General features: G+C 70.2%; 19 protein-coding genes. 5 read left to right on the top strand and 14 right to left on the bottom strand.

All coding sequences use genetic code 11. The features are described from left to right. Nucleotides 1-216: 216 nt before the first annotated feature. The 5 genes from ACZ5XZ_RS24250 to ACZ5XZ_RS24270 all read right to left on the bottom strand — a co-directional run bounded on the left by ACZ5XZ_RS24250 (nucleotide 217) and on the right by ACZ5XZ_RS24270 (nucleotide 4,768). Nucleotides 217-1,401, bottom strand: a complete 1,185-nt coding sequence (locus tag ACZ5XZ_RS24250) for an NAD(P)/FAD-dependent oxidoreductase (protein WP_468981387.1) — start codon at nucleotides 1,399-1,401, stop codon at nucleotides 217-219. Between the two features lie 55 nt (nucleotides 1,402-1,456). Beyond that, entirely contained in the window at nucleotides 1,457-2,332 is an 876-nt protein-coding gene (gene ddaH / locus ACZ5XZ_RS24255) for a dimethylargininase (RefSeq protein ID WP_468981388.1), read from the bottom strand. Between the two features lie 163 nt (nucleotides 2,333-2,495). Beyond that, entirely contained in the window at nucleotides 2,496-3,152 is a 657-nt protein-coding gene (locus ACZ5XZ_RS24260) for an FMN-binding negative transcriptional regulator (RefSeq protein WP_468981389.1), read from the bottom strand. Nucleotides 3,153-3,154: 2 nt separating this feature from the next. Further along, nucleotides 3,155-4,447 carry a lysine N(6)-hydroxylase/L-ornithine N(5)-oxygenase family protein gene (locus ACZ5XZ_RS24265; RefSeq protein WP_468981391.1) on the bottom strand — a complete coding sequence of 431 codons (1,293 nt, stop codon included), beginning with the start codon at nucleotides 4,445-4,447 and terminating at the stop codon, nucleotides 3,155-3,157. Between the two features lie 102 nt (nucleotides 4,448-4,549). Then, nucleotides 4,550-4,768 carry an MbtH family protein gene (locus tag ACZ5XZ_RS24270; protein WP_468981394.1) on the bottom strand — a complete coding sequence of 73 codons (219 nt, stop codon included), beginning with the start codon at nucleotides 4,766-4,768 and terminating at the stop codon, nucleotides 4,550-4,552. 759 nt (nucleotides 4,769-5,527) lie between these two features. Here ACZ5XZ_RS24270 and ACZ5XZ_RS24275 point away from each other — a divergent pair. After that, a complete protein-coding gene (locus ACZ5XZ_RS24275) occupies nucleotides 5,528-5,704 on the top strand; it encodes a hypothetical protein (protein WP_468981395.1) in 177 nt (58 codons plus the stop codon). Between the two features lie 599 nt (nucleotides 5,705-6,303). Here ACZ5XZ_RS24275 and ACZ5XZ_RS24280 read toward each other — a convergent pair. Next, a complete protein-coding gene (locus ACZ5XZ_RS24280; protein ID WP_468981397.1) occupies nucleotides 6,304-8,463 on the bottom strand; it encodes a RecQ family ATP-dependent DNA helicase in 2,160 nt (719 codons plus the stop codon). Nucleotides 8,464-8,918: 455 nt separating this feature from the next. Here ACZ5XZ_RS24280 and ACZ5XZ_RS24285 point away from each other — a divergent pair, with 455 nt between their 5' ends. Beyond that, complete coding sequence (locus tag ACZ5XZ_RS24285; RefSeq protein WP_468981400.1) at nucleotides 8,919-9,626, top strand: hypothetical protein; 708 nt, start codon at nucleotides 8,919-8,921, stop codon at nucleotides 9,624-9,626. 149 nt (nucleotides 9,627-9,775) lie between these two features. On the opposite strand, the gene ACZ5XZ_RS24290 is transcribed toward ACZ5XZ_RS24285, so the two are convergent. The 5 genes from ACZ5XZ_RS24290 to ACZ5XZ_RS24310 form a co-directional block, all read right to left on the bottom strand. Further along, nucleotides 9,776-10,423, bottom strand: a complete 648-nt coding sequence (locus tag ACZ5XZ_RS24290) for a hypothetical protein (RefSeq protein WP_468981402.1) — start codon at nucleotides 10,421-10,423, stop codon at nucleotides 9,776-9,778. Nucleotides 10,424-10,489: 66 nt separating this feature from the next. Continuing rightward, nucleotides 10,490-11,191 (bottom strand): ribonuclease HII, encoded by a 702-nt coding sequence (locus tag ACZ5XZ_RS24295; protein WP_468981404.1) that lies wholly within the window; start codon nucleotides 11,189-11,191, stop codon nucleotides 10,490-10,492. A 298-nt stretch (nucleotides 11,192-11,489) separates the two neighbouring features. Then, entirely contained in the window at nucleotides 11,490-12,398 is a 909-nt protein-coding gene (locus ACZ5XZ_RS24300; protein WP_468981405.1) for an ADP-ribosylglycohydrolase family protein, read from the bottom strand. 11 nt (nucleotides 12,399-12,409) lie between these two features. After that, nucleotides 12,410-13,069, bottom strand: a complete 660-nt coding sequence (locus ACZ5XZ_RS24305) for a histidine phosphatase family protein (protein ID WP_468981407.1) — start codon at nucleotides 13,067-13,069, stop codon at nucleotides 12,410-12,412. A 57-nt stretch (nucleotides 13,070-13,126) separates the two neighbouring features. Then, complete coding sequence (locus ACZ5XZ_RS24310) at nucleotides 13,127-14,746, bottom strand: ABC-F family ATP-binding cassette domain-containing protein (protein ID WP_468981409.1); 1,620 nt, start codon at nucleotides 14,744-14,746, stop codon at nucleotides 13,127-13,129. Between the two features lie 86 nt (nucleotides 14,747-14,832). Between ACZ5XZ_RS24310 and ACZ5XZ_RS24315 the strand changes: the two genes are divergently transcribed. After that, nucleotides 14,833-15,585 carry a TetR/AcrR family transcriptional regulator gene (locus tag ACZ5XZ_RS24315; protein ID WP_468981412.1) on the top strand — a complete coding sequence of 251 codons (753 nt, stop codon included), beginning with the start codon at nucleotides 14,833-14,835 and terminating at the stop codon, nucleotides 15,583-15,585. 27 nt (nucleotides 15,586-15,612) lie between these two features. Here the strand turns inward: ACZ5XZ_RS24315 and ACZ5XZ_RS24320 are convergent, their stop codons facing one another. Further along, nucleotides 15,613-16,218: a YdbC family protein gene (locus tag ACZ5XZ_RS24320; protein ID WP_384434336.1), complete on the bottom strand. Its 606-nt coding sequence runs from the start codon at nucleotides 16,216-16,218 to the stop codon at nucleotides 15,613-15,615. A gap of 382 nt (nucleotides 16,219-16,600) precedes the next feature. On the opposite strand from ACZ5XZ_RS24320, the gene ACZ5XZ_RS24325 reads away from it, so the two are divergent. Then, complete coding sequence (locus ACZ5XZ_RS24325; RefSeq protein WP_468981415.1) at nucleotides 16,601-17,122, top strand: TerD family protein; 522 nt, start codon at nucleotides 16,601-16,603, stop codon at nucleotides 17,120-17,122. 269 nt (nucleotides 17,123-17,391) lie between these two features. Here the strand turns inward: ACZ5XZ_RS24325 and ACZ5XZ_RS24330 are convergent, their stop codons facing one another. After that, entirely contained in the window at nucleotides 17,392-20,262 is a 2,871-nt protein-coding gene (locus tag ACZ5XZ_RS24330; RefSeq protein ID WP_468981417.1) for a vitamin B12-dependent ribonucleotide reductase, read from the bottom strand. Between the two features lie 124 nt (nucleotides 20,263-20,386). Next, entirely contained in the window at nucleotides 20,387-20,917 is a 531-nt protein-coding gene (gene nrdR, locus ACZ5XZ_RS24335; RefSeq protein WP_384434346.1) for a transcriptional regulator NrdR, read from the bottom strand. A 547-nt stretch (nucleotides 20,918-21,464) separates the two neighbouring features. Here nrdR and lexA point away from each other — a divergent pair. After that, nucleotides 21,465-22,262 carry a transcriptional repressor LexA gene (gene lexA, locus ACZ5XZ_RS24340; protein ID WP_468981419.1) on the top strand — a complete coding sequence of 266 codons (798 nt, stop codon included), beginning with the start codon at nucleotides 21,465-21,467 and terminating at the stop codon, nucleotides 22,260-22,262. Nucleotides 22,263-22,395 lie beyond the last annotated feature (133 nt).

Below are 22,395 nucleotides of genomic sequence, written 5' to 3' on the forward strand. Positions count from 1 at the left end.
CTGCAAGTCGTTTGCAAGCCGTTATTCGTCAGTAGTCACAGAAGGCCGTCTACGATTCAAGGAGAAGTTGCCGGGGTTCCGGGTCTGCATTGTTCCCGCAGGGCACTCGACCGGCGCAGATCTCACACAAGCTTCAGATCGAACCTAACAGGTCAAGATCACGTTCGCAAGCATGAGATCTCGGCGACTCGGTGACGGGGCGGGTGCCCGCACCGACTACAGCACGTCCACGACATCGGCCGTCATGAATTCGCGCATTTTTATGACTCCCGCCACCAGGGCAAAGTACCGGGAAGTGAGTTCCGGCGACCCGGCAATGCCGTGCAACATGCGCAGCCTTGCCTTTGTCGGATGAAGGCTCGCCAGCTCAAGGGTGCTCATATACGGCTCTTCCAGCACGGCACTCATCGCCTTCGCGAAGTGCGCCGTCGCCTCGTCGACGGCGGCCGTATCCGCCGCCTCCACACCGGACAGGGAATCGGCGATCAGATCGGCCTGGATCAGCGCGTTGGTGATACCCCGAGCACTGATCGTGTCGAGATGGTGAGCGGCATCGCCCACCAGCGCCCAGCCCGGTCCGTGCGCCTTGCGGAAGAAGTTCCGCTGATCCCCCGTTCCCCGCCACCGATCGGCGCGTTCGGTGGACATCAACTGTTCGTACAGTTGCGGAGCGGCCGACTCGACGGCCGACATATACGCCGCCTCGGGATCGCGGCGGGCCACCGGGAATTCGTCCTGCGGCAGATATGCGGCCACGATCGTGAGGTCATCGTGGGTCGGAATCCGGGCGATCCACCGCCCCACCCTTTCATGGAATCCAAATCCAGTGCGCAGGCCGGGCCAGAACGTGTAGTACACACAGCTTGCCAGCGGATGCGACCGGACCACGGGAGCGCCGACCAGCTCGGCGACCTTCGAGCGCATGCCGTCGGCCCCGATGACGAGGCCGGCCGACACGGTCGTCATCGACTCGCCGACCCGCATGCGGACCCCGGCAACCCGATCGTCGTCCCAGACCAACTCCCGTACCTGCGCGCGGTCCACGAATTCGGCGCCGGCCGACACGGCGGCCCGGACGAGGAGATCGTCGAGGATGTACCGCCGGGGCGCGTAGGCGGCGGACACACCGTCCATCGCCGGCGCCGCCGAGGTCAGGCTAAGACCGTCGATCTCGTGGCTGATGGTGTCGAGAGGTGGGCAGCCGGAGGCCACGACGGCGTCGAGCACGCCCCATTGCGCAAGCCGCTGCACCCCCGGCTGGTGAATATAGAGCGACGACATCGTGTCCGACGGGAAAGTCGCCTTGTCGACCAGGAGAACGCGTCGCCCCTGCCTGGCCAGCAATAGGGCGGTCGATGCACCCGCACATCGCGCGCCCACCACAACAACGTCATAATCCATTACCGAAGCCCCCTTGAGTCCCGCCGTCAAATAGCACGCGAATGGACGCCGCTGCTCAAGCCGTCGTCCGACGTGCTCCGTCGGGACGCAGTTCCAGGGTGCAGCACTTCGCGCTGCCTCCTGCCTTGAGCAGTTCGGAGAGATCCACACCGATCGGGTTGAACCCGCGCCTGTGCAGTTCTTCGGCGAGGCCCGTGGCCGCCTGCGGAAGGACCACGTTGAAGCCGTCACTGAACGCGTTGAGCCCGAATACCGCGGCGTCCTCGGGGGACGCGAGGATCGCGTCGGGGAACATCTCCCTGAGCACGGCCCGACTGCCGGGCGAAAAGGCCTCCGGGTAGTACATGACCTCGTCGGGCGAGAGCACCGCCAGTGCGGTGTCGAGGTGGTAGTGGTTGGGATTGACCAACGTCAGGCCGGTGACGGGGAGTCCGAAGAACTCCTGGGCCTCGGCGTGCGAGCGCTGGTCGGTACGGAATCCGGTGCCCGCCAGGATGCGCCGGCCGACGAGCAGATAGTCGCCCTCCCCCTCGTTGATGAACTCCGGCCACAGGAATTCCGCGAATCCCTGCTCCTGGAACCACGAGAGATAAGCGGGCCCCTCGGCCGTCCGCTCCGCATGGCGAAAGCGCGCCCCGAGCACCTTGCCGTCCACCACCGTCGCGCCATTGGCGGCGAACACCATGTCGGGCAGCCCGGGTATCGGCTCGATCACGTCCACGGTGTGGCCGAGCGAAAGGTAGAGCTCGTGCAGCTTCTCCCACTGGGAGAGCGCCAGCTCACGATCGCACGGCTTCTCCGGGTGCATCCACGGATTGATGGAGTAGACGACGCCGAAATGGCTGGGACGGCACATCAGGAGGCGACGCGGGGTCGCCACCCGGGGCTGACCGTACTGATGTGCCGGACGGATCACGTCGGTGATGGGCACGGGCACGCTCCTCTGGTAAAGGACGATGAGTGTTCAGGGCTCGATGAGGCACGGCTGCGGCTCGCACCGGAAGCGTGGGGTGGTACCTCGGCAAGCCGGACGCGGGCCTCCGGGAGGCCGGAGGTTCCCGCGGACGCCCCGGATCTCGGGGGTCTTCCTTGCGTCAGGCGCTGTGCTGGTCGGGCTGGTTGAACTTCCGCATGAAGGAGGCCAGTTCCCGGCCCCGCCCGGTGTCACCGGCGCCGAAGCGGTCGGCGACCCGTTCGCGGACCTCGGGGTCCTTCTCCTGGCTGAGCTTGAACATGCCGTCCGCGGACTCCACCTGGAAACGGAAGGCGCCTACCGCCGGACCGATGTGCCGGAAGTAGTCCAGCGAACCGTCCATCTCCCAGCCGTCGCCGAAGTTCTTCTCATAGGCCTGGACCGTCAGTTGGACGACTTCGAGCGTCTCCTCGAAACCGGGGATGAGCTCCAGCTTCCCCTGAAGGTGGACCGACACGAAATTCCAGGTCGGTGCCGCCGGCGTCGTCTCGTAGACGGTCGGGGTGACATAGCCGTGCGGCCCGGTGAAGATCAGCTGGGCGTGGGCGCCGTCGGCCAGCGAGTCCCAATGGGAGTTGGCCCGGTTCATGTGGCCGAGCAGCGTCGCACCCTCCGGGCCGCCGTCCCCTGAGGCGTCATCAGGGCTGAAGATCACCGGCAGATGTGTGGCGTACGGCATCTGCGGACCGTTGGTGATCATCGTGGCCAGGGGGTACTGCTCGACGATGCGGCGGAGCCACACCGGGTCTTCTGCTTGGTAGAACGAGGGAACGTACATGGCTACCTCTTGAGGATGGAGTCGGCGATCTCACCGGATCGGACCGCGGTGTTGGACAGGAGGCCGGCCGAAAGGCCGTGGGAGCTTTCGGTGCTCGCGCCGTGGACGTAGATCCCGCAGCGCACCGCGTCGGAAGTGGTCACGCGGTAGTCGCGCTCGACGCCGAGGCGCCCCTCCTCGTCGCGCTTGCACTCGGAGATCAGGTCCTGGAGCAGCGGTACCGGGTCGGTCGGCCGGTAACCGGTGGCGAAGACGACGGCATCCGCCTCAAGGGTCTGGACATGGCCGGACGACATCGACTCCACCGCGACCCGTACGCCGTCAGCGTGCTCGTCGACGGACGTGACGCGCGAGGTGTTGAGCATCCGCAGCCGCTGCCTGCCGAGAACCTTCTCCTGGTAGCTCCGGCGATACAGGTCCTGGGACAGGTCGAGATCGACCACCGAGTAATTGGTGTTGCCGTGGTAGTCGAGGAGGCGCTGCTTCGCCTCGGCCGGAGCGTCGAAGAACTGGTCGACCGCCTCCGGGTCGAAGATCCCGTTCACGAACGGGCTGTCGTCGGCGACGCTGTAGCCGTAGCGCGAGAGCACGGTGTGCACGACGGCGTCGGGGAAGGTGCGGTGCAGGTAGTCGGCGGCCTCGGCGGCACTCTGACCGGAGCCCACGACGACGAGGCTCCGAGGGGTGTGGGTGACGGCACCCGCCCGGTGCAGCAGCCGTGAGCTGTGCCAGATCCGCTCGGACTCCTCGATGCCCTCCGGGAGCCGCGGTGTCAGCCCCAGGCCGATCACGACGTTCCGCGTGCGCTGGACGACGGTTTCGGGGCCGCCGGACGTCGCGCGGGCCACTACGTCGACGTACTCCACCACACCGTCCTCGACCACCGGCCGGATGCCGGTGATCTCGGTGCCGTACGACACGTTCGACTGGAATCGGTGGGCCGCCCACTCCAGATAGTCGTGGAACTCGACACGCAGCGGGTAAAGGGTCTTGCTGTTGATGAATTCGGCGATCCTGCCCTTGTCCTGGAGATAGGACACGAACGTGTACCGACTCATCGGATTGCGCATGGTCGCCAGGTCCTTGAGGAAGGATACCTGCATTGTTGCGTCTTCCATCAGCATGCCGCGGTGCCAGCCGAATTCAGGCTGCCGCTCATAGAACTTCATGCCGACTTCCGGCGATCCCGCTCCGGCCTCGGCGATATCTTCAAGAGCGATCGCCAGCGCGAGATTGGAAGGTCCGAACCCGATCCCAACAACGTCTGCTATGGATGAGCCTGGCTTTGCCGTCATAGATTGAACTACCTTCCAATTTCATCTTGCGTTGCGCAGTCTCTGCGCAGTACCCACCGGCGGAGCTGAAAACTCCCGACGGCCTTGCATCGAAGAGGCGTCTTACTTCTCGATGTCGCCCGTAGCCGCGACGAGCGACTTGGGGCGCAGGTCGGTCCAGTTCGTGTCGACGTACTCCATGCACGCCGCCCGGTCGGCCTCACCGAAGGCGATCGACCAACCGGCCGGGACCTCGGCGAACGCCGGCCAGAGCGAGTGCTGCCCCTCCTCGTTGGTGAGCACGTAGTAACTGCCGTCTTCCGCATCGAACGGGTTGCTCATGTTTCCCTCGCTTTCTCAGGAAAGGTGTACGACGACGTCGCCGCACTGTCGCGACAAAGCCTTGCCCATTTTCGGCGATCGTCCACGGTGGTCAGGTCATGCCGACATGGCGGCAGCCCGGGTCGTAGTTCTCGATGAAACCGGAAGTGTACGCATGGCTGCCACGGACAATGGCCGGGAGATCAGGTCTCTCGCTACGCCCCTGCCGCGCGGCAATGAAGAGCATGCCGGCGTGGAAGTGGTCGGAGTCGAAACTGCACAGCTACGGCAACACTAGAGAGACCGCGTCGGCCAAACATTTCGCCCTGCCGCTAAAATCCGGCCGCCATGGCGTAATAAGACGGATGGCTGCCGTGGCCATCCCCATAAGTGAGGCGGGCCACTGGGCCGGGTTTCCGTGATCCACTCTAAGCATTCGACGGCGGACGCCGCCAGGTCATTTGCCGGTGACTTTTCCCCGGAAAGCCGCTGCGACGGGATGCCAGGACCCGTGGGGCGTTCGAAGATGTTCCGCGGAGCGTTTTGAGCCCGCCGGGCCGCCTGCGTCGTCGCGCTCGGACGAGTGGCGGCGGGAGCGTGGCTCCCCGGCCCTGATACGCGCGGCTCACCGGCCGCGTACTGCGGTACCGGCCGCGGTCCGGCGTCCAGCGCACAGCTGTGACGTCCGGCCGGAGGGCGGCCGATCCGTAAGGGTGTGTCGGGCGCGGAGTGCGCGCCCATGCTGCTCTGTGTCGCGGAGTCGGTCGTCTCCGCGAGGCCGTGACCGTCGACGGCCGTGAACTGCGGGCGCTGCGCCGTGCGTCGGCGCACCGCCTGCGCGGTCGGCCTCAACTGGTCGGCCGGCTCGGCAGCGACGAGGTTCGCCGCGTACTCGACGACGCCGGCCGCACCCCGCAGGGCGCCGTCGTCCTCGGCAACTCGCTTCCGGAAAAATAAGGATAATTCGAGCTTGGCGCTCTGCGTCGTCCCGCACTCGGGGCAGTGGCCCCGGTGACCGCTCACCGAGCCGCTCACGCCGTTTCACCAGGTCGGCAAGACCTACGTATCGGCGTACCGAAACAGCAACTTCCGGACGAACTCACGTCCCTACCCCCCGATAGGTGCACAACACCCCCGTTAAGTGCACGACATGCCACCTGGCCGCCCACAGGCAGCCGGAGTGGCCCTCAGTCGTAGCCGACCCGCCAAACCAAGATCGTTCCAGAACCTACCTGATCCGCAGCAAGTAAGCCAGCCTGGCCGGATACGTGGCCTTCCCATACTGGTCGGTATCCTGTATGTGACCCGCAGTGCCCAGCATGACGGGCTGCGAGCTGTCGCTGCGCGCTGACCCAACCCGGATATGTCGCTCGGTAGTTGACGCCCTTCCAGGGTCGCTGCGTCTCGTCCGGCGGCCTGCGGGTTGGCGGCGAGGACGTCCGACTCCGGCCGCCGCACGTGTGCCGGCCCCCGTCACCACCGACAACCCGCCCTCGGCCCACGGTGATCCGGCCACCCCGGCTTGCCGCTCCCGTCCAGGAACGGCATGGGGAAGCTCAGCCCGCCGCGGCGAGGACCAGCGGAAGAACCCCATCGCTGCCTGCCTGGCGGAGCAGGCGGGCGGCGACCGCGAGGGTCCAGCCGGAGTCGGTGTAGTCGTCCACGAGCAGCGTGGGGCCGGGAGAGTGCGCCAGCGCACCGGCCAGTTCCTCGGACACGGTGAAGGCACCGGAGAGCGCCCTGAGGCGTTGTGCGGAGTTGCTGCGGCGCGCCGTGTGCGCGCCGTCCGGCCCGGTGTACGTCAGGGTGCCCAGGAAGGGGAGGCGGCCGATGGCGGCGATCCCCTGGGCGAGCGAACCCACCAGCTGCGGGCGGGCCAGGGACGGCACGGCGACGACACCCACCGGCCGGGCGGCGGCGCCCGGGGCGTTCGACGCCCAACCGCCCGCAGAGCGCGCCCAATCGGCGAGGACCTCCACCGCGGCCCGCAGGACGTCGTCGGGAACCGGCCCGTCCGGCGCGTTCTCGGCCAGCAGCGGGCGCAGCCGGTTGCCCCAGCCGATGTCGGAGAGACGTCCCAGGGCACGCCCGGTGGAGCACTGCTCCTTGGCCGGGATACGGCCCTTGAGGTCGATGCCCAGTGCGGGCATCCCCGTCGGCCACATCCGGCGCGGCTCGACCTCCACCCCGGGGCGATCCAGTTCCTTCGCCGCCGCCGTCAGCGTCTCCGACGAAACGGAGGAATCGGCCCAGGGGCCGGCGCAGTTGTCACAGCGGCCACACGGGGCCGCCCCCTCGTCGTCCAGCTGCCGGCGCAGGAACTCCATCCGGCACTGGGACGTGCTCACGTAGTCGCGCATGGCCTGCTGCTCGGCGGCCCGCTGCCGGGCGACCCAGGCGTACCGCTCGGCGTCGTAGACCCACTCGGCTCCCGTGGCCGTCCAGCCGCCCTTCACCCGCTTCACCGCGCCGTCGACGTCGAGCACCTTCAGCATGGTCTCCAGCCGGCTGCGCCGAAGATCCACCGTCGCCTCCAGGGCCGGCACGGACAGCGGCCGCCCCGCTTCGGCGAGGGCCGCCAGGGTCTGGCGGACCTGCGCCTCGGGCGGGAAGGCGGTGTCGGCGAAGTAGCGCCAGATGGCCTCGTCCTCCTTGCCCGGTAGCAGCAGCACATCGGCATGGGCCACACCGCGGCCCGCGCGGCCGACCTGCTGGTAGTAGGCGATCGGTGAGGACGGCGAGCCGAGATGGAGCACGAAGCCCAGGTCCGGCTTGTCGAAGCCCATGCCCAGCGCCGACGTCGCCACCAGCGCTTTGACCCGGTTCGCCAGCAGGTCGGCCTCGGCCTGCAGCCGATCGGCGTTCTCCGTGCGCCCCGTGTAGGAGGCCACCTGGAAGCCGCGCTGCCGCAGGTAGGCGGTGGCCTCCTCGGCCGCGGCCACCGTCAGCGTGTAGATGATTCCGGAGCCCGGCAGCTCCTCCAGGTGCTCGGCGAGCCAGGCCAGGCGATGTGCGGCGTCCGGCAGCCGGACCACCCCCAGCCTCAGGCTCTCCCGCTCCAGCGGGCCGCGCAGCACCAGGGCCTCGCCGGCGCCGGTGCCCAACTGCTCGGCCACGTCCGCGGTGACCCGCGCGTTGGCGGTCGCGGTGGTGGCCAGCACCGGCACACCCGGGGCGAGCTCGGCGAGCATCGCCCGCAGCCTGCGGTAGTCCGGGCGGAAGTCGTGGCCCCAGTCGGAGATGCAGTGCGCCTCGTCGACCACCAGCAGACCGGTCGTGGCCGCGAGCTTGGGCAGCATCTGCTCGCGGAAATCCACAGAATTAAGACGTTCCGGACTGACGAGGAGCACGTCGGTCTCGCCGCGCTCCACCTCCTCGTGGATGGTGTCCCACTCCTCGGGGTTGGCCGAGTTGATGGTGCGCGCCCGGATTCCCGCCCGGGCCGCCGACTCGACCTGGTTGCGCATCAGCGCCAGCAGCGGCGAGACGATCACCGTCGGGCCGGAGCCGCGCCGGCGCAGCAGAGCGGTGGCGACGAAGTACACCGCCGACTTGCCCCAGCCCGTGCGCTGCACCACCAGGGCGCGCCGGCGCTCCCGCACCAGAGCCGCCACCGCCTGCCACTGGTCCTCCCGCAACCGCGCCGAACCCCCCGGGTCGCCGACGAGCTCGGCGAGGATGGTGTCGGCTTCGGTGCGCAGCTCCATGTCGTCCATGCCCCCATGCAACCCGATGGCACTGACAATCAGCCACCTCACGCCGCGTGACAGGCGGCTCGCGAAGGGTCGACAAGCCACCCGCCGATCAGGGATGACCGGATCACAGCGCTTGAAGGGCCGGCCACGACCGGCCGGCTCCCGGGGCGGCTCTTGGCCGACGCCGGCCGTGGCCGCCCGAGCCGGGGGCGAAGGGGGGCGTTTGCGCTGGTCCTCGCCTTAAAGGGGTGGTGGCAGTGCGGCACGGGTCGGCGCGAAGGGGCACAGACATTTGCGATGTACCGGGTGATTCCGGGGCGCGTGCGGAAATTGCTCGTTGCCCGCATGCCTGTACGACCGCAAGAATTGGAGATGCTTCCCCGTACCGGCCGTCCGTGCTCAGGCAGGGCCGTGCCCTGGTGCACAGGCGCACCCGGTCACACCCTACGCGCTGACGCGTAGACGAAGGGAGGAACGTGACCTTCGGCTTCGCCCCGCCCCCGCATACGCCCCCGCCCACGTCCGCCGACTCAGCCGCCCGACTGGGCCGGATGCTGGAGCCCGCCGAATGGGCCTCCGCCGGTATCCCGTTGCTGCGCAACCCCCGTGAGGTCGTCACCGGCCTGCACGATCGTCATCGCCCGGGACCGTCGACGGCCATCGTGGCGGTGCTCGACCCGCAGGAGCGGGTGACGGCCAGCGCGTCGTTCACCGAGCCCGCGGCCGCTCCCGACGGCTGGGAGTTCCGCAATGCGCTGCTGACACATCTGCGCCGGGTCATCCCGCACGACCTGCGGCTGCGCTCCCCGGTCCGTACGGCCGTGCTGCTCTACTGCCGTGAGGGCGAGGCCCGTTGGACACAGACCGACGGGGCGTGGATGTGGGGCCTGCGCGATGCCTGCACCCTGCACGGGCTCCGCTGCGGCGCGTACATCACGCTGACTTCCGACCGCTGGCAGGTGCTGGGAGAGGGCCGCGGCGGGCGCCGCCCCGGCAGGCCCCTCACAGACAGGCCGGGCGCGCCCGCACACCGCATGGGGTCGGGTCGGATACCCGCGCCCCGGGCGGCGTCGACGCGCTCGGACGCTCCCCGTATGACCACGCCGGCCGCCCCGCGCCGGTCGGCCCCGCGCAGCACCGGCGGCGGCGCCCCGGAGGCCCATCGCCACACGGCGGCGCGCTGACCGCACCGGACACCCAGGGGGTGGCCGGCCGCGGGGCGGCCCGGCCGTACCGCGCCGCCATGGTGCTCAGCGCCGCGGCGGCCGGCATCCGGGAACGCGAGCGAGCCCGGCGGCCGCTGGGGCCGACGGGCTGCTTACGGCGAACGGGATCAGGCGTGCGCGCCGAGAACGGCGTTGATCCGCTGCGGGTCCCCGCAGACGATCAGCAGCGTTCCGGCGCGGGCCATCGCGGCGGGCAGGGCCCGTGCGGTGACCTCGTCCGTGCCGCCGTTGACGGCGACGACCACGACGGGCCGGCCGGTGGCGCGTTCGGCGCCGGCGTCCGCGTAGAACACATCGTCCGCGGCGTCGTGTTGGGCCCAGTAGGACGCCTCGCCGAAGGACAGTTCGTGCGCGGCCCACGGATGGGTCTCGCCGGTGGTCAGCACCAGGATGTCGGCCGGCGCCCGCCCGGAGTCCAGCAGCAGGTCGACGGCCTCGTCGGCGGCGTCGATGGCGCCGTCGGCGGGGGCCGGGATCAGCTGGAGCTGGGCTCCCGCGGTGCCGGTCGTGCCGGTCGGGGGCTGCGGGGAGCCGGTGCGCTGCGCCGGCGGAGCGGCGACAGGCCCACGCGGCGGGGCGGCGGGTCCGGGCTTGCCCGGACGGGCACTGGCCGCGGGGGCTCCGCGCGGAGGCGCGGGGCGGGGGCCGGGACCAGGGACAGGACGGGGGGTCGGCGCGGTACGGCCGGCGGCCGGAGTTGCGCGGGGACCCGGGACACTCTCGTGAATCTGAGGCTCCTCGGGGATGAGAGGCATAAGACGATGTCTATCAAACGTAAGTGCGGGACACGTCATCGGGTACCGAATTGATGCCCGCACCGCTCAGAAGTCGAAGCCGAGTTGGCCACCGGCTCGCAGAGCGGCTGCTTCGGGGGTGACGCGCACCTTCTTCAGATGCCGCCACCGGGGCAGGGCGTCCATGTAGGACCACGACAGTCGGTGGTGCGGCGTGGGACCGTACTCCTCCAGGGCGATGCGATGGGTCGGCGAGGGGTAGCCGGCGTTGGCCGCGAAGTCGAAGTCGGCGTATTCCAGGCCGAGTTCGGCCATCATCGCGTCGCGTCGCACCTTGGCGATCACGGACGCGGCGGCGACCGCGATGCAGGACTGGTCGCCCTTGATGACCGTGCGGACCCGCCACGGCGTACCCAGGTAGTCGTGCTTTCCGTCGAGGATGACCGCGTCCGGCCGGACCGGCAGCGCCTCCAGGGCGCGTGCGGCCGCCAGGCGCAGTGCGGCGGTCATGCCGAGTTCGTCGATCTCCTCCGGGGAGGAGTGCCCCAGGGCGTACGACGTGACCCATTCGCCGAGCACCTCGCACAGTGCGGTGCGGCGCTTGGGGGTCAGCAGCTTGGAATCGGTGAGTCCGTCGGGCGGTCGACGCAGACCCGTGATGGCTGCGCAGACGCTGACCGGGCCGGCCCAGGCTCCGCGTCCGACCTCGTCGATCCCTGCAACGATCTTGGCGCCCGTCGTGGCGCGCAATGATCGCTCAACGGTATGGGTGGGGGGCTCGTACGGCATGGCGCCAGCAAGATTACGCCTATTCGGCCCAGCAGTCCGCATCGGCTTCGCACCTGGCGACAAACGATGTGGGCGGCGGTTCCGGCGGGTCGGCCGGCGCCGCTACCGACGGGTATGCGCAGGGGCGCGCGGCGGGGGCGCGGAGCACGCCGAAGACCGCGGACGCCTCACCTCCCGCATGGCCGGGCCGGGGTGAAGTCGCCGTGGGCGGCCGCCCGTTGGAGGCATGGGCGCATACGGGAGCGGAGGCGGACGATCTTCCCGCCTAGGGGCGGTGAACGCGGCGGCGCGGGTGTGGTCAGCCGGCGGCGGTGGGAGTCCAGGCGGGGAGCGGCTCGGTGCCCTCCAGCCAGGCCTGGGGCGGGGCGCCGACGCGGCCGGCGGAGACGACGCCGCCGACGATGGCGCAGGTGGTGTCGACGTCGCCGCCGGCCTGAGCGGTGGTCCAAAACGCCCGCTCGTAGTTGCCGAGGTGGCGGGCGGCCGCCCAGAGGGCGAAGGGCACGGTGTCGTGGGCGCTGGTGCGTCGGCCGCACCCCAGGACGGCGGCGACGGTGCCGGAGTCGCCGTAGTCGAGCATGTCGCGGGCCCGGCGCAGCCCGGCCTGTACGGCGCTGCGCGGGATCAGCTCCAGTACGCCGTCGAGCAGCTGCTCGGGGCCGGTCTCGCGGGCCGGGTCGGCCACCAGGGCGGCCGCGGCGGCGACGGCCATGGCGCCGACGACGGCCTCGCGGTGCTGGTGGGTGGTGTAGGCGGAGATCTCCGCCTGGTGCGTGGCCTGCTCCGGGTCGTCGGCGTACCAGGCGCCGAGGGGAGCGATCCGCATGGCGGCGCCGTTGCCCCAGGAGCCCTGGCCGTTGAAGAGCCCGGAGGCCAGCTCGCGCCAGTCGCCGCCCTCGCGGATCAGTCGGAGCATGCGGTTGACGGCCGGGCCGTAGCCGCGGTCGAAGTCGTGGTGCTCGGCGAAGGAGCGGGCCAGGGCGTCCTGGTCGATCCGGCCATGGCCGGTGAGCACGGCCAGGACGGAGCAGGCCATCTCGGTGTCGTCGGTCCACTGCCAGGGAGCGGGCGGCAGCTCGCGGCGCTTGAGGGCGGGGTAGTGGGCGGGGACGAAGAACTGGGATCCGAGGGCGTCGCCCACGGCCAGTCCGCGCAGGCTCGCCAGAGCCCGCTCGAAGCGGTCGGCGTCACGATGGTCGGCGGTCATCGGTGTGCACTCTAACCGGTGACGCCATAAGGCTCGGGTTCACACCAGCGCTCGAAGGGCCGGTCGAGGCCGTAGCGGCCGTTCGGGCCGAGCAGCAGGGTGCGCCACTCCGCGTTGCCAGGGTTGGACAGCGACTCGAATTCGGCCACTGTCCAGTGGAACCAGCGCATGCAGAACAGCCGCATGGTCAGGCCGTGCGTGACGATCAGGACGTTCGGCGGGTGGTGCGGGTCCTCGAAGCTGCGCCACAGGCTCTCCAGGAACGCGCCGACGCGGTCGTAGACGTCCGCGCCGGACTCGCCCTGGGCGAAGCGGTAGAAGAAGTGGCCGTAGGCGTCGCGGTAGGCCTTCTGCAGCCGTACGTCGTCGCGGTCCTGCCAGTTTCCCCAGTCCTGCTCGCGCAGCCGGGGCTCCTCCCGGACCCGGATCCTGGTGGGGTCCAGGGCGAGCGCCCGGAAGGTCTGGTGGGTGCGGCGGTAGGGCGAGACATAGGCGGAGATCCGCTCCTCGCCGAACATCTCCCGCAGCGGACCACCGGCCTGCTCGGCCTGGCGCCGCCCGGCCTCCGTAAGGGCGAGGGCGTGATCGGGTTCCCGCTCGTACACGGTGTCGTCGACGTTCCCCTCCGACTCGCCATGGCGGAGGAGCACGATGCGTCGGGGCCGAGCCATGCCGCCAGCCTAAAGCGCCTGCCCTGTACATGCCGCAGGCCGCCCCGGCGGGCCCCGTCAGCAGGCGACGAGAGCCGGGCGGCCGTCGCGTATCTCGTAGGGGCGGCCGCCGAAGCGGCGGCGGAGCAGGCGGTCGTGGGAGACCACGACCAGGGCACCGGGCCATGCCGCCAGGGCCGCTTCGAGCTCTTCGACGAGGCCGAGGGCCAGGTGGTTGGTCGGCTCGTCGAGCAGCAGCAGGTCGGCCGGGCGGGCCAGCAGCCTGGCCAGGGCGAGCCGGCGCCGCTGGCCGGCCGAGAGCGCGCCGACGGGTACCTGGAGGTCGCGTTCGCGGAACAGCCCGAACGACAGCAGCAGCGCGGTCAGCTCCTCGGCGTCCCCGCCCAGGCCTCGGCGGAACGCGGCCCGGAGGGGCTCGGCCGGACGGGAGACCGGTATTTCCTGGGCGAGGAAGCCGATCCGCCCCCGGCGCAGGACCGTGCCGCTGTCGGGCTCGGCGACACCGGCCAGGACCCGCAGCAGCGTGGTCTTGCCCGCGCCGTTCGCGCCGTGGATCAGCAGGCGTTCACCGGCGGCGACGGTGAGCGAGTCCACCGCCAGCCGGTCCCCCACCCGCACCCCGTCGAGCCGGACGAGGGTGCCCTCGGCGTCGCCGAGGTCCGGCGCCGCCTGGAAGCGGAGGGGTTCGGGCGGTCTGGGGACGGGGGCCTCGCGGAGTCTGCGCAGCCGTTCCTGGGCATGGCGCACCCTGCTGGACACGGATGCCTGGACGCGGCCCTTGTCCCGGTCGTAGGCCATCTTGTTGCCGTCCTTGATGGGCCGGCCCTGGGCGACGACGCGCGCCGTCCCCGCCGCGAAGTCGGTGAGCCGGGTGATCTCTTCGCACCACTGGGCGTACCCCTGCTCCCAGCGGCGGCGGGCGGCTGCCCGGGCGGCGACGAAGGCGTCATAGCCCCCGCCGTGGCGGACGACGCTCCGGCGGTCCGCGTCGACCTCGACGATCTCCGTCGCGATCCGCTGGAGGAAGAGCCGGTCGTGGGAGACGGCCAGGACCGTGCCGCGGTGGGCGAGCAGGGCGCCTTCGAGCCAGTCCAGAGCCGCGGCGTCGAGGTGGTTGGTCGGCTCGTCGAGGAGCATGACCTCGGGTGCCGCGGCGATCAGACAGGCGAGCCCGAGCCGGGCCTGTTCGCCGCCGGAGAGGCCGCCCAGCAGCCGGTCGTGGCCCAGGCGCTCCAGTCCCAGGGCATGGATCGCCCTGTCGACGCGGGCGTCGGCTGCATAGCCGTCGCGCAGCTCGAAGAGGGTGAGCAGGTCGCCGTACTCCTCCAGCGCCTCCGGGGTGGCGTCCCCGAGCTCGCGTTCCAGCGCCCTGAGCCGCTGCTCCATCGCCCTGAGGTCCGCCAGGGCGGCGTCGATCGCGTCCTGGACGGTGTGGTCCGGCGGGAGGTCGGGGGTCTGGCCGAGGTAGCCGACACCGCCGTCGGCGTGGCGCACCACATGGCCTCCATCGGGCTGCTCGACGCCCGCGACGATGCGCAGCAGCGTCGACTTTCCCGCGCCGTTCTCCCCCACGATCCCCACGCGCTCGCCGGGGCGGATCGACAGCGAGACGCCGTCGAGCAGCAGCCGGTCGGCGTAGGACTTGGTGATGCCGTGCACTGAGATCTGTGTGGGCACTCGACCCTCCCCCCAATAAATGCAACCGATGTTGCATTACGATGAGGATGACACATGCGGACCCACTAACGCAACCGGAGTTGCAATTGACTGGCGACGACACGAACGCGGCTGCGGCGAAGCCTCGGACACCGGCCGAGGAGACGGCCGAGAAGGCGCCCGACGGCAACGCCCCCACCCCCGGCACCCGGCGCCCCGGCGGCCGCACCGCCCGCACCCGCGCCGCCGTCCGCGACGCCGTCCTGGCCGGCCTCACCGAGCACGGCTACCCGGGCCTGACCGTCGAATACGTCGCCGAGCACTCCGGCGTGCACAAGACGACGCTCTACCGCCGCTGGAAGGACGTCGAGGGGCTGGTGGCGGACGCCCTGGCCCTGGCGGGCGAGGACAGCTGGGCCCCGCCGGACACCGGATCCCTGGAGGGCGATCTGCGCGCCCTCGCCCATGAGGTCGTCACCTCCTTCGCCGACCCGGCCGTGGCGGCGTCGGGCTCCGCGATGATCGCCGCCGCATTCCAGTCGGAGCGCGCGGCCGAGGCCCTGCGCGCGTACTACGCCGAGCGGTTCGCGCGGTGCGAGACCATCGTCGAACGAGCGCTGCACCGCGGGGAGTTGCCGACTCCGGCGGACATCCGCCCCGGCGCCCCGGAAGCCGCCATCGACGCCGGCGCACTCGTCCGGTCCGTCTCCGCGCCGCTCTTCCTCCGGCTGTTCATCACCCGGGAGCCGGTCGACGACACACACGCCGACCAGGCCGTCGTGGCAACGCTGGCCGCCGCCCGCGCAGGGGCCTTCACCACCAGTGGCAGGGTCGGGAGCACCCCGGATGCGGCCCCCTGAGCGCGCCCGGCACCCCGTATGCGCCCGTCACACCGTCCACGACGGTTCGAGCTGCACCACATCTCCGGCGATCGCCCGGACATCCGCACCTATCTGGGCCCGCAGCGCCAGCCGCTCCACCCGTTCGGGCCGGTACTTCCCCCGCTCCGCGGCCGACTGCCACATCGACAGCACCAGGAACTCCTCCCCCGGAGCCCGCCCCAGCATCCCTCGCAGCATTCCCGGTGAACCCGCCATCGCCGGGTTCCAGACCTTCTCCTGCATCAGCATGAAGTGATCCACCCGGTCCTCGCGCACCTGGCAGTGCGCCAGCCGCAGCACGTCCACATCGGCGAAGACCGGGCGGAAACCCACCTTCACGTCAAACTCGTGCTCGAACAGCCGCACTTGGGCGTCCTTGTACGTGCCGACCTGCGCGGCCGCCAGGCGGTCGTGCGAGCGCGCCATGAAGGAGTCGTAGAACGCCCGGCTCTCCCAGAAGGCGACCAGATGCGCGACGCCGGGCCGTCCCCGGCTCCAGCCGCCGCCCTGCCCTCGGAACCCCGGCTCACCCAGCAGCCCCGCCCATTTCCGCTGCCCCCGCTCGAACCCTCGACGGTCCACGACGGTGAGGCGAATCCACTTGACCAGCACCGCGCCATCGTACGGCCCGGGAGCGAATCCGGATCACTGCCCGTCACACTCCGACCACCCCGAATTTCCTTACGGACGCGGGTCGATGGGCACATCGACGCCGAGCCCCCCTCCGCCGTGGCACAGGCTGCCGTCAGCCCACCGCTGGCCGAAATCCTTCGCACCGCCTACGCCGGCCTTCCTGCGGTGCCACCCGGCCGATCTCCCCGGAAGGGCACTTTCCGGCCATCCCGATGGCCCTCAATCCGCTTCTGACCAGGGGCAGTTCAGCCACCCCGCGGGCGCGAGGCGTGGCACGATGGTCAGCCAACGGGAAGTCCTGGGGCGTCCGCGTGACCGCATGGGTCGAGCCGCGTCCCGGGAGATGACGGAAGGAAGCCCGGTGAGCACGCTCAACAAAGGGATCGAGAAGGTCGAGGTAACGCTCAAGTGGGACCCCAGCCCCATCGGCACGCCGGACAATGACCTCGACATCATCGCGGCGACCTATACGGCCGACGCCCCGCACGGCGACCCCGCCTATCTGGTGGCCTTCGACAGCCGGTCGCCCGATGGGACCATCACCCTCAACCGGGACAGCCGGACCGGCCAGGGATTCGGCTTCGACGAGATCATGACGCTGGAGCTGGACCGGCTGGCCGACACCTACACCCGCGTCGTCGTCGGGGTGGCCATCCAGCAGGGCGGGAGCCGCAAGGTCTTCGGCGACATACAGAACACCGCCGCCCTGATCCGCGAGGGGTACACCGAGCTGGCGTCGTACGACTTCGCCGAGGTCGCGCAGTCCACCGCGGCGAAGGTCGCCGAATTCGCCCGGGACGAGGCGGGCAACTGGCGATTCCACTCGGCGGTCCAGGGCTTCGACACCGACCCCGACACCTTCGCCCGCCAGATGGGGCACTGACCGCGCACCACCACGGCGGCCTGCGGGCCGTCCCGGTAGGCGCGGCCGCCGCGCTGCCGCCGCCCCTGTTGCTGCTCACCGTCGCCGCCGTCCACCTGGGCGCCGCGCTCGTCCACACACTCGTCCGCCCGCACTCCGGGCCACGCGGCGGCTCCCCGGACACGGCGAAGGGGACCGGCACCAGGCCGGTCCCCTCCACAAGCCGCTGAGCCACGGGGCTCAGGGCGCGGCCCGCGCGGGAAACCCTCTCCCGCGCGGCCCGCTCACGCTCAGCTGCAGCCGCTGGTCGACCCGCAGCCCTCGCACAGGTAGCAGCTGCCGGCCCGCTGCATCTTCGTGCCGCAGGAGAAGCACAGCGGCGCGTCGGCGTTGATGCCCAGCTGCATCTCCACCAGTTCGGCGTTGGTGTGCGCCTGCTTGGGAGCCGGGGCGGCGGCCTCCTCGACGCTCTTCACCACCGGCGCCGGGTCCAGCTGGCGCGGCGCCGACTGGGCCAGGCCCTCGACGTCGACCTCGTCGTCGGACGGCTCGTACGAACCGGTCTCCAGGTGGCGCGTGCGCTCCTCGACGGAGTGGATGCCGAGCGCCGAGCGGGTCTCGAACGGCAGGAAGTCCAGCGCCAGGCGGCGGAAGATGTAGTCGACGATCGACTGGGCCATCCGCACGTCCGGGTCGTCGGTCATGCCGGCCGGCTCGAACCGCATGTTGGTGAACTTCGAGACGTAGGTCTCCAGCGGGACGCCGTACTGCAGACCCACCGACACGGCGATGGAGAAGGCGTCCATCATGCCCGCGAGGGTCGAGCCCTGCTTGGACATCTTCAGGAAGACCTCACCGAGACCGTCGTCCGGGTAGGAGTTGGCGGTCATGTAGCCCTCGGCGCCGCCGACCGTGAAGGAGGTGGTGATGCCGGGACGGCCCTTGGGGAGGCGCTTGCGCACCGGGCGGTACTCGACGACCTTCTTCTCGGCGACCGGCTCGGTCTCGGCCTTCTTCTCCTCCTCCTTCTTCTTGGCGGAGAGGGGCTGGCCGACCTTGCAGTTGTCGCGGTAGATCGCCAGCGCCTTCAGGCCGAGCTTCCAGCCCTGGAAGTAGACGTCCTCGATCTCCTCGACGGTGGCCGACTCCGGGACGTTGACCGTCTTGGAGATCGCACCGGACAGGAAGGGCTGCGCCGCGGCCATCATGCGGACGTGGCCCATCGGGGAGATGGCGCGCTCGCCCATGGCGCAGTCGAAGACCTCGTAGTGCGCGGGCTTGAGGCCGGGGGCGTCGACGACATTGCCGTGGTCGGCGATGTGGGCGACGATCGCCTCGACCTGCTCGGGCTGGTAGCCGAGCCGCTTGAGCGCCTTGGGGACCGTGTTGTTCACGATCTGCATGGAGCCGCCGCCGACCAGCTTCTTGAACTTCACCAGGGCCAGGTCCGGCTCGACGCCCGTGGTGTCGCAGTCCATCATCAGGCCGATGGTGCCGGTCGGCGCGAGCACGGAGGCCTGCGCGTTGCGGAAGCCGTTCTTCTCGCCCAGGCGCAGCACGTCCTGCCAAGCCTCGGTCGCAGCGGCCCACACCGGGGTGTCCAGGTCGTCCATGCGCACCGCGACGCCGTTGGCGTCGGAGTGCTGCTTCATGACCCGCTTGTGGGCGTCGGCGTTACGGGCGTAGCCGTCGTACGGGCCGACGACCGCGGCCAGTTCGGCGGAGCGCTTGTACGACGTGCCCGTCATCAGCGAGGTGATGGCGCCGGCCAGCGCGCGGCCGCCGTCGGAGTCGTAGGCGTGGCCGGTGGCCATCAGCAGGGCGCCGAGGTTGGCGTAGCCGATGCCGAGCTGGCGGTAGGCCCGGGTGGTCTCGCCGATCTTCTCGGTGGGGAAGTCGGCGAAGCAGATGGAGATGTCCATCGCGGTGATGACCAGCTCGACGACCTTGGCGAAGCGCTCGGCGTCGAAGGACTGGTTGCCCAGGTCGTCGTCGCGCAGGAACTTCAGGAGGTTGAGCGAGGCGAGGTTGCACGAGGAGTTGTCCAGGTGCATGTACTCGCTGCACGGGTTGGACGCGGTGATCCGGCCCGACTCCGGCGAGGTGTGCCAGTGGTTGATGGTGTCGTCGTACTGGATGCCGGGGTCGGCGCACGCCCAGGCGGCCTCCGCCATCTTGCGGAAGAGTCCCTTGGCGTCGACCTCCTCGATGACCTCACCGGTCATCCGGCCGCGCAGCCCGAACTTCGAGCCGGACTCCACGGCCTTCATGAACTCGTCGTTCACCCGGACCGAGTTGTTGGCGTTCTGGTACTGGACGGACGTGATGTCGTCGCCGCCCAGGTCCATGTCGAAGCCCGCGTCGCGCAGCGCGCGGATCTTCTCCTCCTCCTTCACCTTGGTCTCGATGAAGGCCTCGACGTCCGGGTGGTCGACGTCCAGGACGACCATCTTGGCCGCGCGGCGGGTGGCGCCGCCCGACTTGATCGTTCCGGCGGACGCGTCGGCGCCGCGCATGAAGGAGACCGGGCCGGAGGCGTTGCCACCGGAGGAGAGCAGCTCCTTGGAGGAGCGGATGCGGGAGAGGTTCAGGCCGGCGCCGGAGCCGCCCTTGAAGATCATCCCCTCTTCCTTGTACCAGTCCAGGATCGACTCCATGGAGTCGTCGACGGACAGGATGAAGCAGGCGCTGACCTGCTGCGGCTGCTTGGTGCCGACGTTGAACCACACCGGCGAGTTGAAGCTGAAGACCTGGTGCAGCAGGGCGTACGCCAGCTCGTGCTCGAAGATCTCGGCGTCCGCCGGGGAGGCGAAGTAACCGTGCTCCTCGCCGCCCTTGCGGTACGTCTTGACCACACGGTCGATGAGCTGCTTGAGGCTCGCCTCACGGGTCGGGGAGCCCACCGCGCCACGGAAGTACTTGCTTGTGACGATGTTGACCGCGTTCACCGACCAGAAGTCGGGGAACTCGACGCCACGCTGCTCGAAGTTGACCGAGCCGTCGCGCCAGTTGGTCATGACGACGTCACGGCGCGCCCACTCCACCTCGTCGTACGGATGCACGCCGGGGGTGGTGTGGATGCGCTCGATACGCAGCCCCTTGCTCGCCTTGCTGCCCTTGGCGCGGGAGCCTCGTGCCGGGCCGCTCGTCGTCTCTGTCATTCCGCCTCCCTGTATACGGGCAAACGCCCATATGTGCGCACGCATTCCGTGGCACGGTGTTTGTCTTGCTGGTATCGGGACGCCCTGCTCTCGCCCCGATACAGATCTTGGATGCGCGCCGAGCTCAGTCGGCGGCGGTGGCGGGCACGGGGACGGCCGGGCCGCCGGCCTTCCCGTCGGTCCCGCATTCCTGCCCGGGCGGTCCCTGCTCGCGCTGCTCCCGCAGCTCGGCGATGGCCGCCTCGAAGTCCTCGAGCGAGTCGAACGCCCGGTAGACGGACGCGAAGCGCAGGTACGCGACGAGGTCGAGTTCCTGCAGCGGGCCCAGTATGGCGAGCCCGACGTCATGCGTGGACAGCTCGGCGCTGCCGGTGGCACGCACCGCCTCCTCGACCCGCTGGCCGAGCTTGGCGAGGGCGTCCTCGGTGACCGGGCGGCCCTGGCACGCCTTGCGCACTCCCGCGATGACCTTGTTGCGGCTGAAGGGCTCGGTGACCCCGCTCCGCTTGATCACCATCAGCGACGCCGTCTCGATGGTCGTGAAACGGCGGGAGCAGTCGGGGCACTGGCGGCGCCGGCGGATCGCCGTCCCGTCGTCGGTGGTCCGACTGTCGACGACCCGGCTGTCTGGGTGCCTGCAGAAGGGGCAGTGCATGGCTCCACCCTCCTCACCCTCGCTATACGGACGTACGTACGCCATCGATCCCGGCGCACGACGAATTACCTCCGCCGGTCCGCATGGGCCCTTCGGAGCGGTCACCAGCATAGGCGATACCGGGGCCCGCGAAGGACCAGGCACCACAACTTCTGGGCGACCGCACGCATACAACCACTAGATGTGGTGTCGGGCCGCTTACATCCGCCTACCGCGTGTCGCGACGGAGGCGGGCCGGGCGGTCGCCCACGAGGGTACGGGAAGCCACCCGGCCGGCGGCGCGGCGGGGCGGGGATGGAAGAATCGGCCCCGGCTGCGGCGCCCGGCTCGGCGTCAACCCCGACCGCCGAGACCCCGACCCTCCGGCCGATGCCGGGGCCCCGTCGGAAGCGAACGCCGGAGCTCCGAAATGCCATTCGGCCATACACCCAGCCACTTGATCGGGTCAGCCAATCAGCGAATATTTCACTCGAACGTGTGTTTGGCGCAACCTTTCGAAAGCAACTACCGTTGGCTAACTAGGGAGAACATTTCGAGAGGGGCCGACGTGACCACCACCGCAGACAGCGCGACCATCACCGCACAAAGCCACTCCCAGAGCCGGTTCGAGCATCAGCAGAAGGCACAGCGGCCGATGGACGACGCCACGTTGGACTCCGAAGAGCAGAAGCCCGCCCGCTCGCTGCCCGGACGGCCACCAGGGATCCGGGCCGACAGCTCGGGGCTCACGGACCGCCAGCGCAGGGTGATCGAGGTGATCCGGGATTCGGTGCAGCGGCGCGGGTACCCGCCGTCGATGCGGGAGATCGGCCAGGCCGTCGGGCTCTCCAGCACCTCGTCCGTCGCCCACCAGCTCATGGCGCTCGAACGCAAGGGCTTCCTGCGGCGCGACCCGCACCGCCCCCGGGCGTACGAGGTCCGCGGCTCCGACCAGCCCACGACCGCGGCGACCGAGACCGCGGGCAAGCCCGCCGCGTCGTACGTCCCGCTGGTCGGCCGGATCGCCGCCGGTGGCCCGATCCTCGCGGAGGAGTCGGTCGAGGATGTGTTCCCGCTCCCCCGCCAGCTCGTCGGCGACGGCGAACTGTTCGTGCTGAAGGTCGTCGGCGACTCCATGATCGAGGCCGCCATCTGCGACGGCGACTGGGTCACCGTCCGCCGTCAGCCGGTCGCCGAGAACGGCGACATCGTGGCCGCCATGCTGGACGGCGAGGCCACCGTCAAGCGCTTCAAGCGCGAGGACGGCCATGTGTGGCTGCTGCCGCACAACGCCGCGTACCAGCCGATCCCCGGCGACGAGGCGACCATCCTCGGCAAGGTGGTGGCCGTACTGCGGCGGGTCTGACCCAGCCCTCACGACCGGGCCCCGGGACCACTGCGCCGGTTCCGGGGCCCGCTGTTTTTGCGCCTAGGGCCTGTCCGACCCTGACCCATCGGACAGGCCCTAAGCCGGCGCCGCTTTCGCGGAGGTCGTTGCG

The organism is Streptomyces sp. NPDC033270, from assembly GCF_055576575.1.

What these genes read in the sequence shown, in the direction of transcription:
- ACZ5XZ_RS24330 (WP_468981417.1), bottom strand. Translation starts at nt 20,262, where the DNA reads ATGACAGAGACGACGAGCGGCCCGGCACGAGGCTCCCGCGCCAAGGGC.
- ACZ5XZ_RS24280 (WP_468981397.1), bottom strand. Translation starts at nt 8,463, where the DNA reads ATGGACGACATGGAGCTGCGCACCGAAGCCGACACCATCCTCGCCGAG.
- ACZ5XZ_RS24290 (WP_468981402.1), bottom strand. Translation starts at nt 10,423, where the DNA reads ATGCCTCTCATCCCCGAGGAGCCTCAGATTCACGAGAGTGTCCCGGGT.
- nrdR (WP_384434346.1), bottom strand. Translation starts at nt 20,917, where the DNA reads ATGCACTGCCCCTTCTGCAGGCACCCAGACAGCCGGGTCGTCGACAGT.
- ACZ5XZ_RS24250 (WP_468981387.1), bottom strand. Translation starts at nt 1,401, where the DNA reads ATGGATTATGACGTTGTTGTGGTGGGCGCGCGATGTGCGGGTGCATCG.
- ACZ5XZ_RS24300 (WP_468981405.1), bottom strand. Translation starts at nt 12,398, where the DNA reads ATGACCGCCGACCATCGTGACGCCGACCGCTTCGAGCGGGCTCTGGCG.
- ACZ5XZ_RS24305 (WP_468981407.1), bottom strand. Translation starts at nt 13,069, where the DNA reads ATGGCTCGGCCCCGACGCATCGTGCTCCTCCGCCATGGCGAGTCGGAG.
- ACZ5XZ_RS24260 (WP_468981389.1), bottom strand. Translation starts at nt 3,152, where the DNA reads ATGTACGTTCCCTCGTTCTACCAAGCAGAAGACCCGGTGTGGCTCCGC.
- ACZ5XZ_RS24270 (WP_468981394.1), bottom strand. Translation starts at nt 4,768, where the DNA reads ATGAGCAACCCGTTCGATGCGGAAGACGGCAGTTACTACGTGCTCACC.
- ACZ5XZ_RS24265 (WP_468981391.1), bottom strand. Translation starts at nt 4,447, where the DNA reads ATGACGGCAAAGCCAGGCTCATCCATAGCAGACGTTGTTGGGATCGGG.
- ACZ5XZ_RS24295 (WP_468981404.1), bottom strand. Translation starts at nt 11,191, where the DNA reads ATGCCGTACGAGCCCCCCACCCATACCGTTGAGCGATCATTGCGCGCC.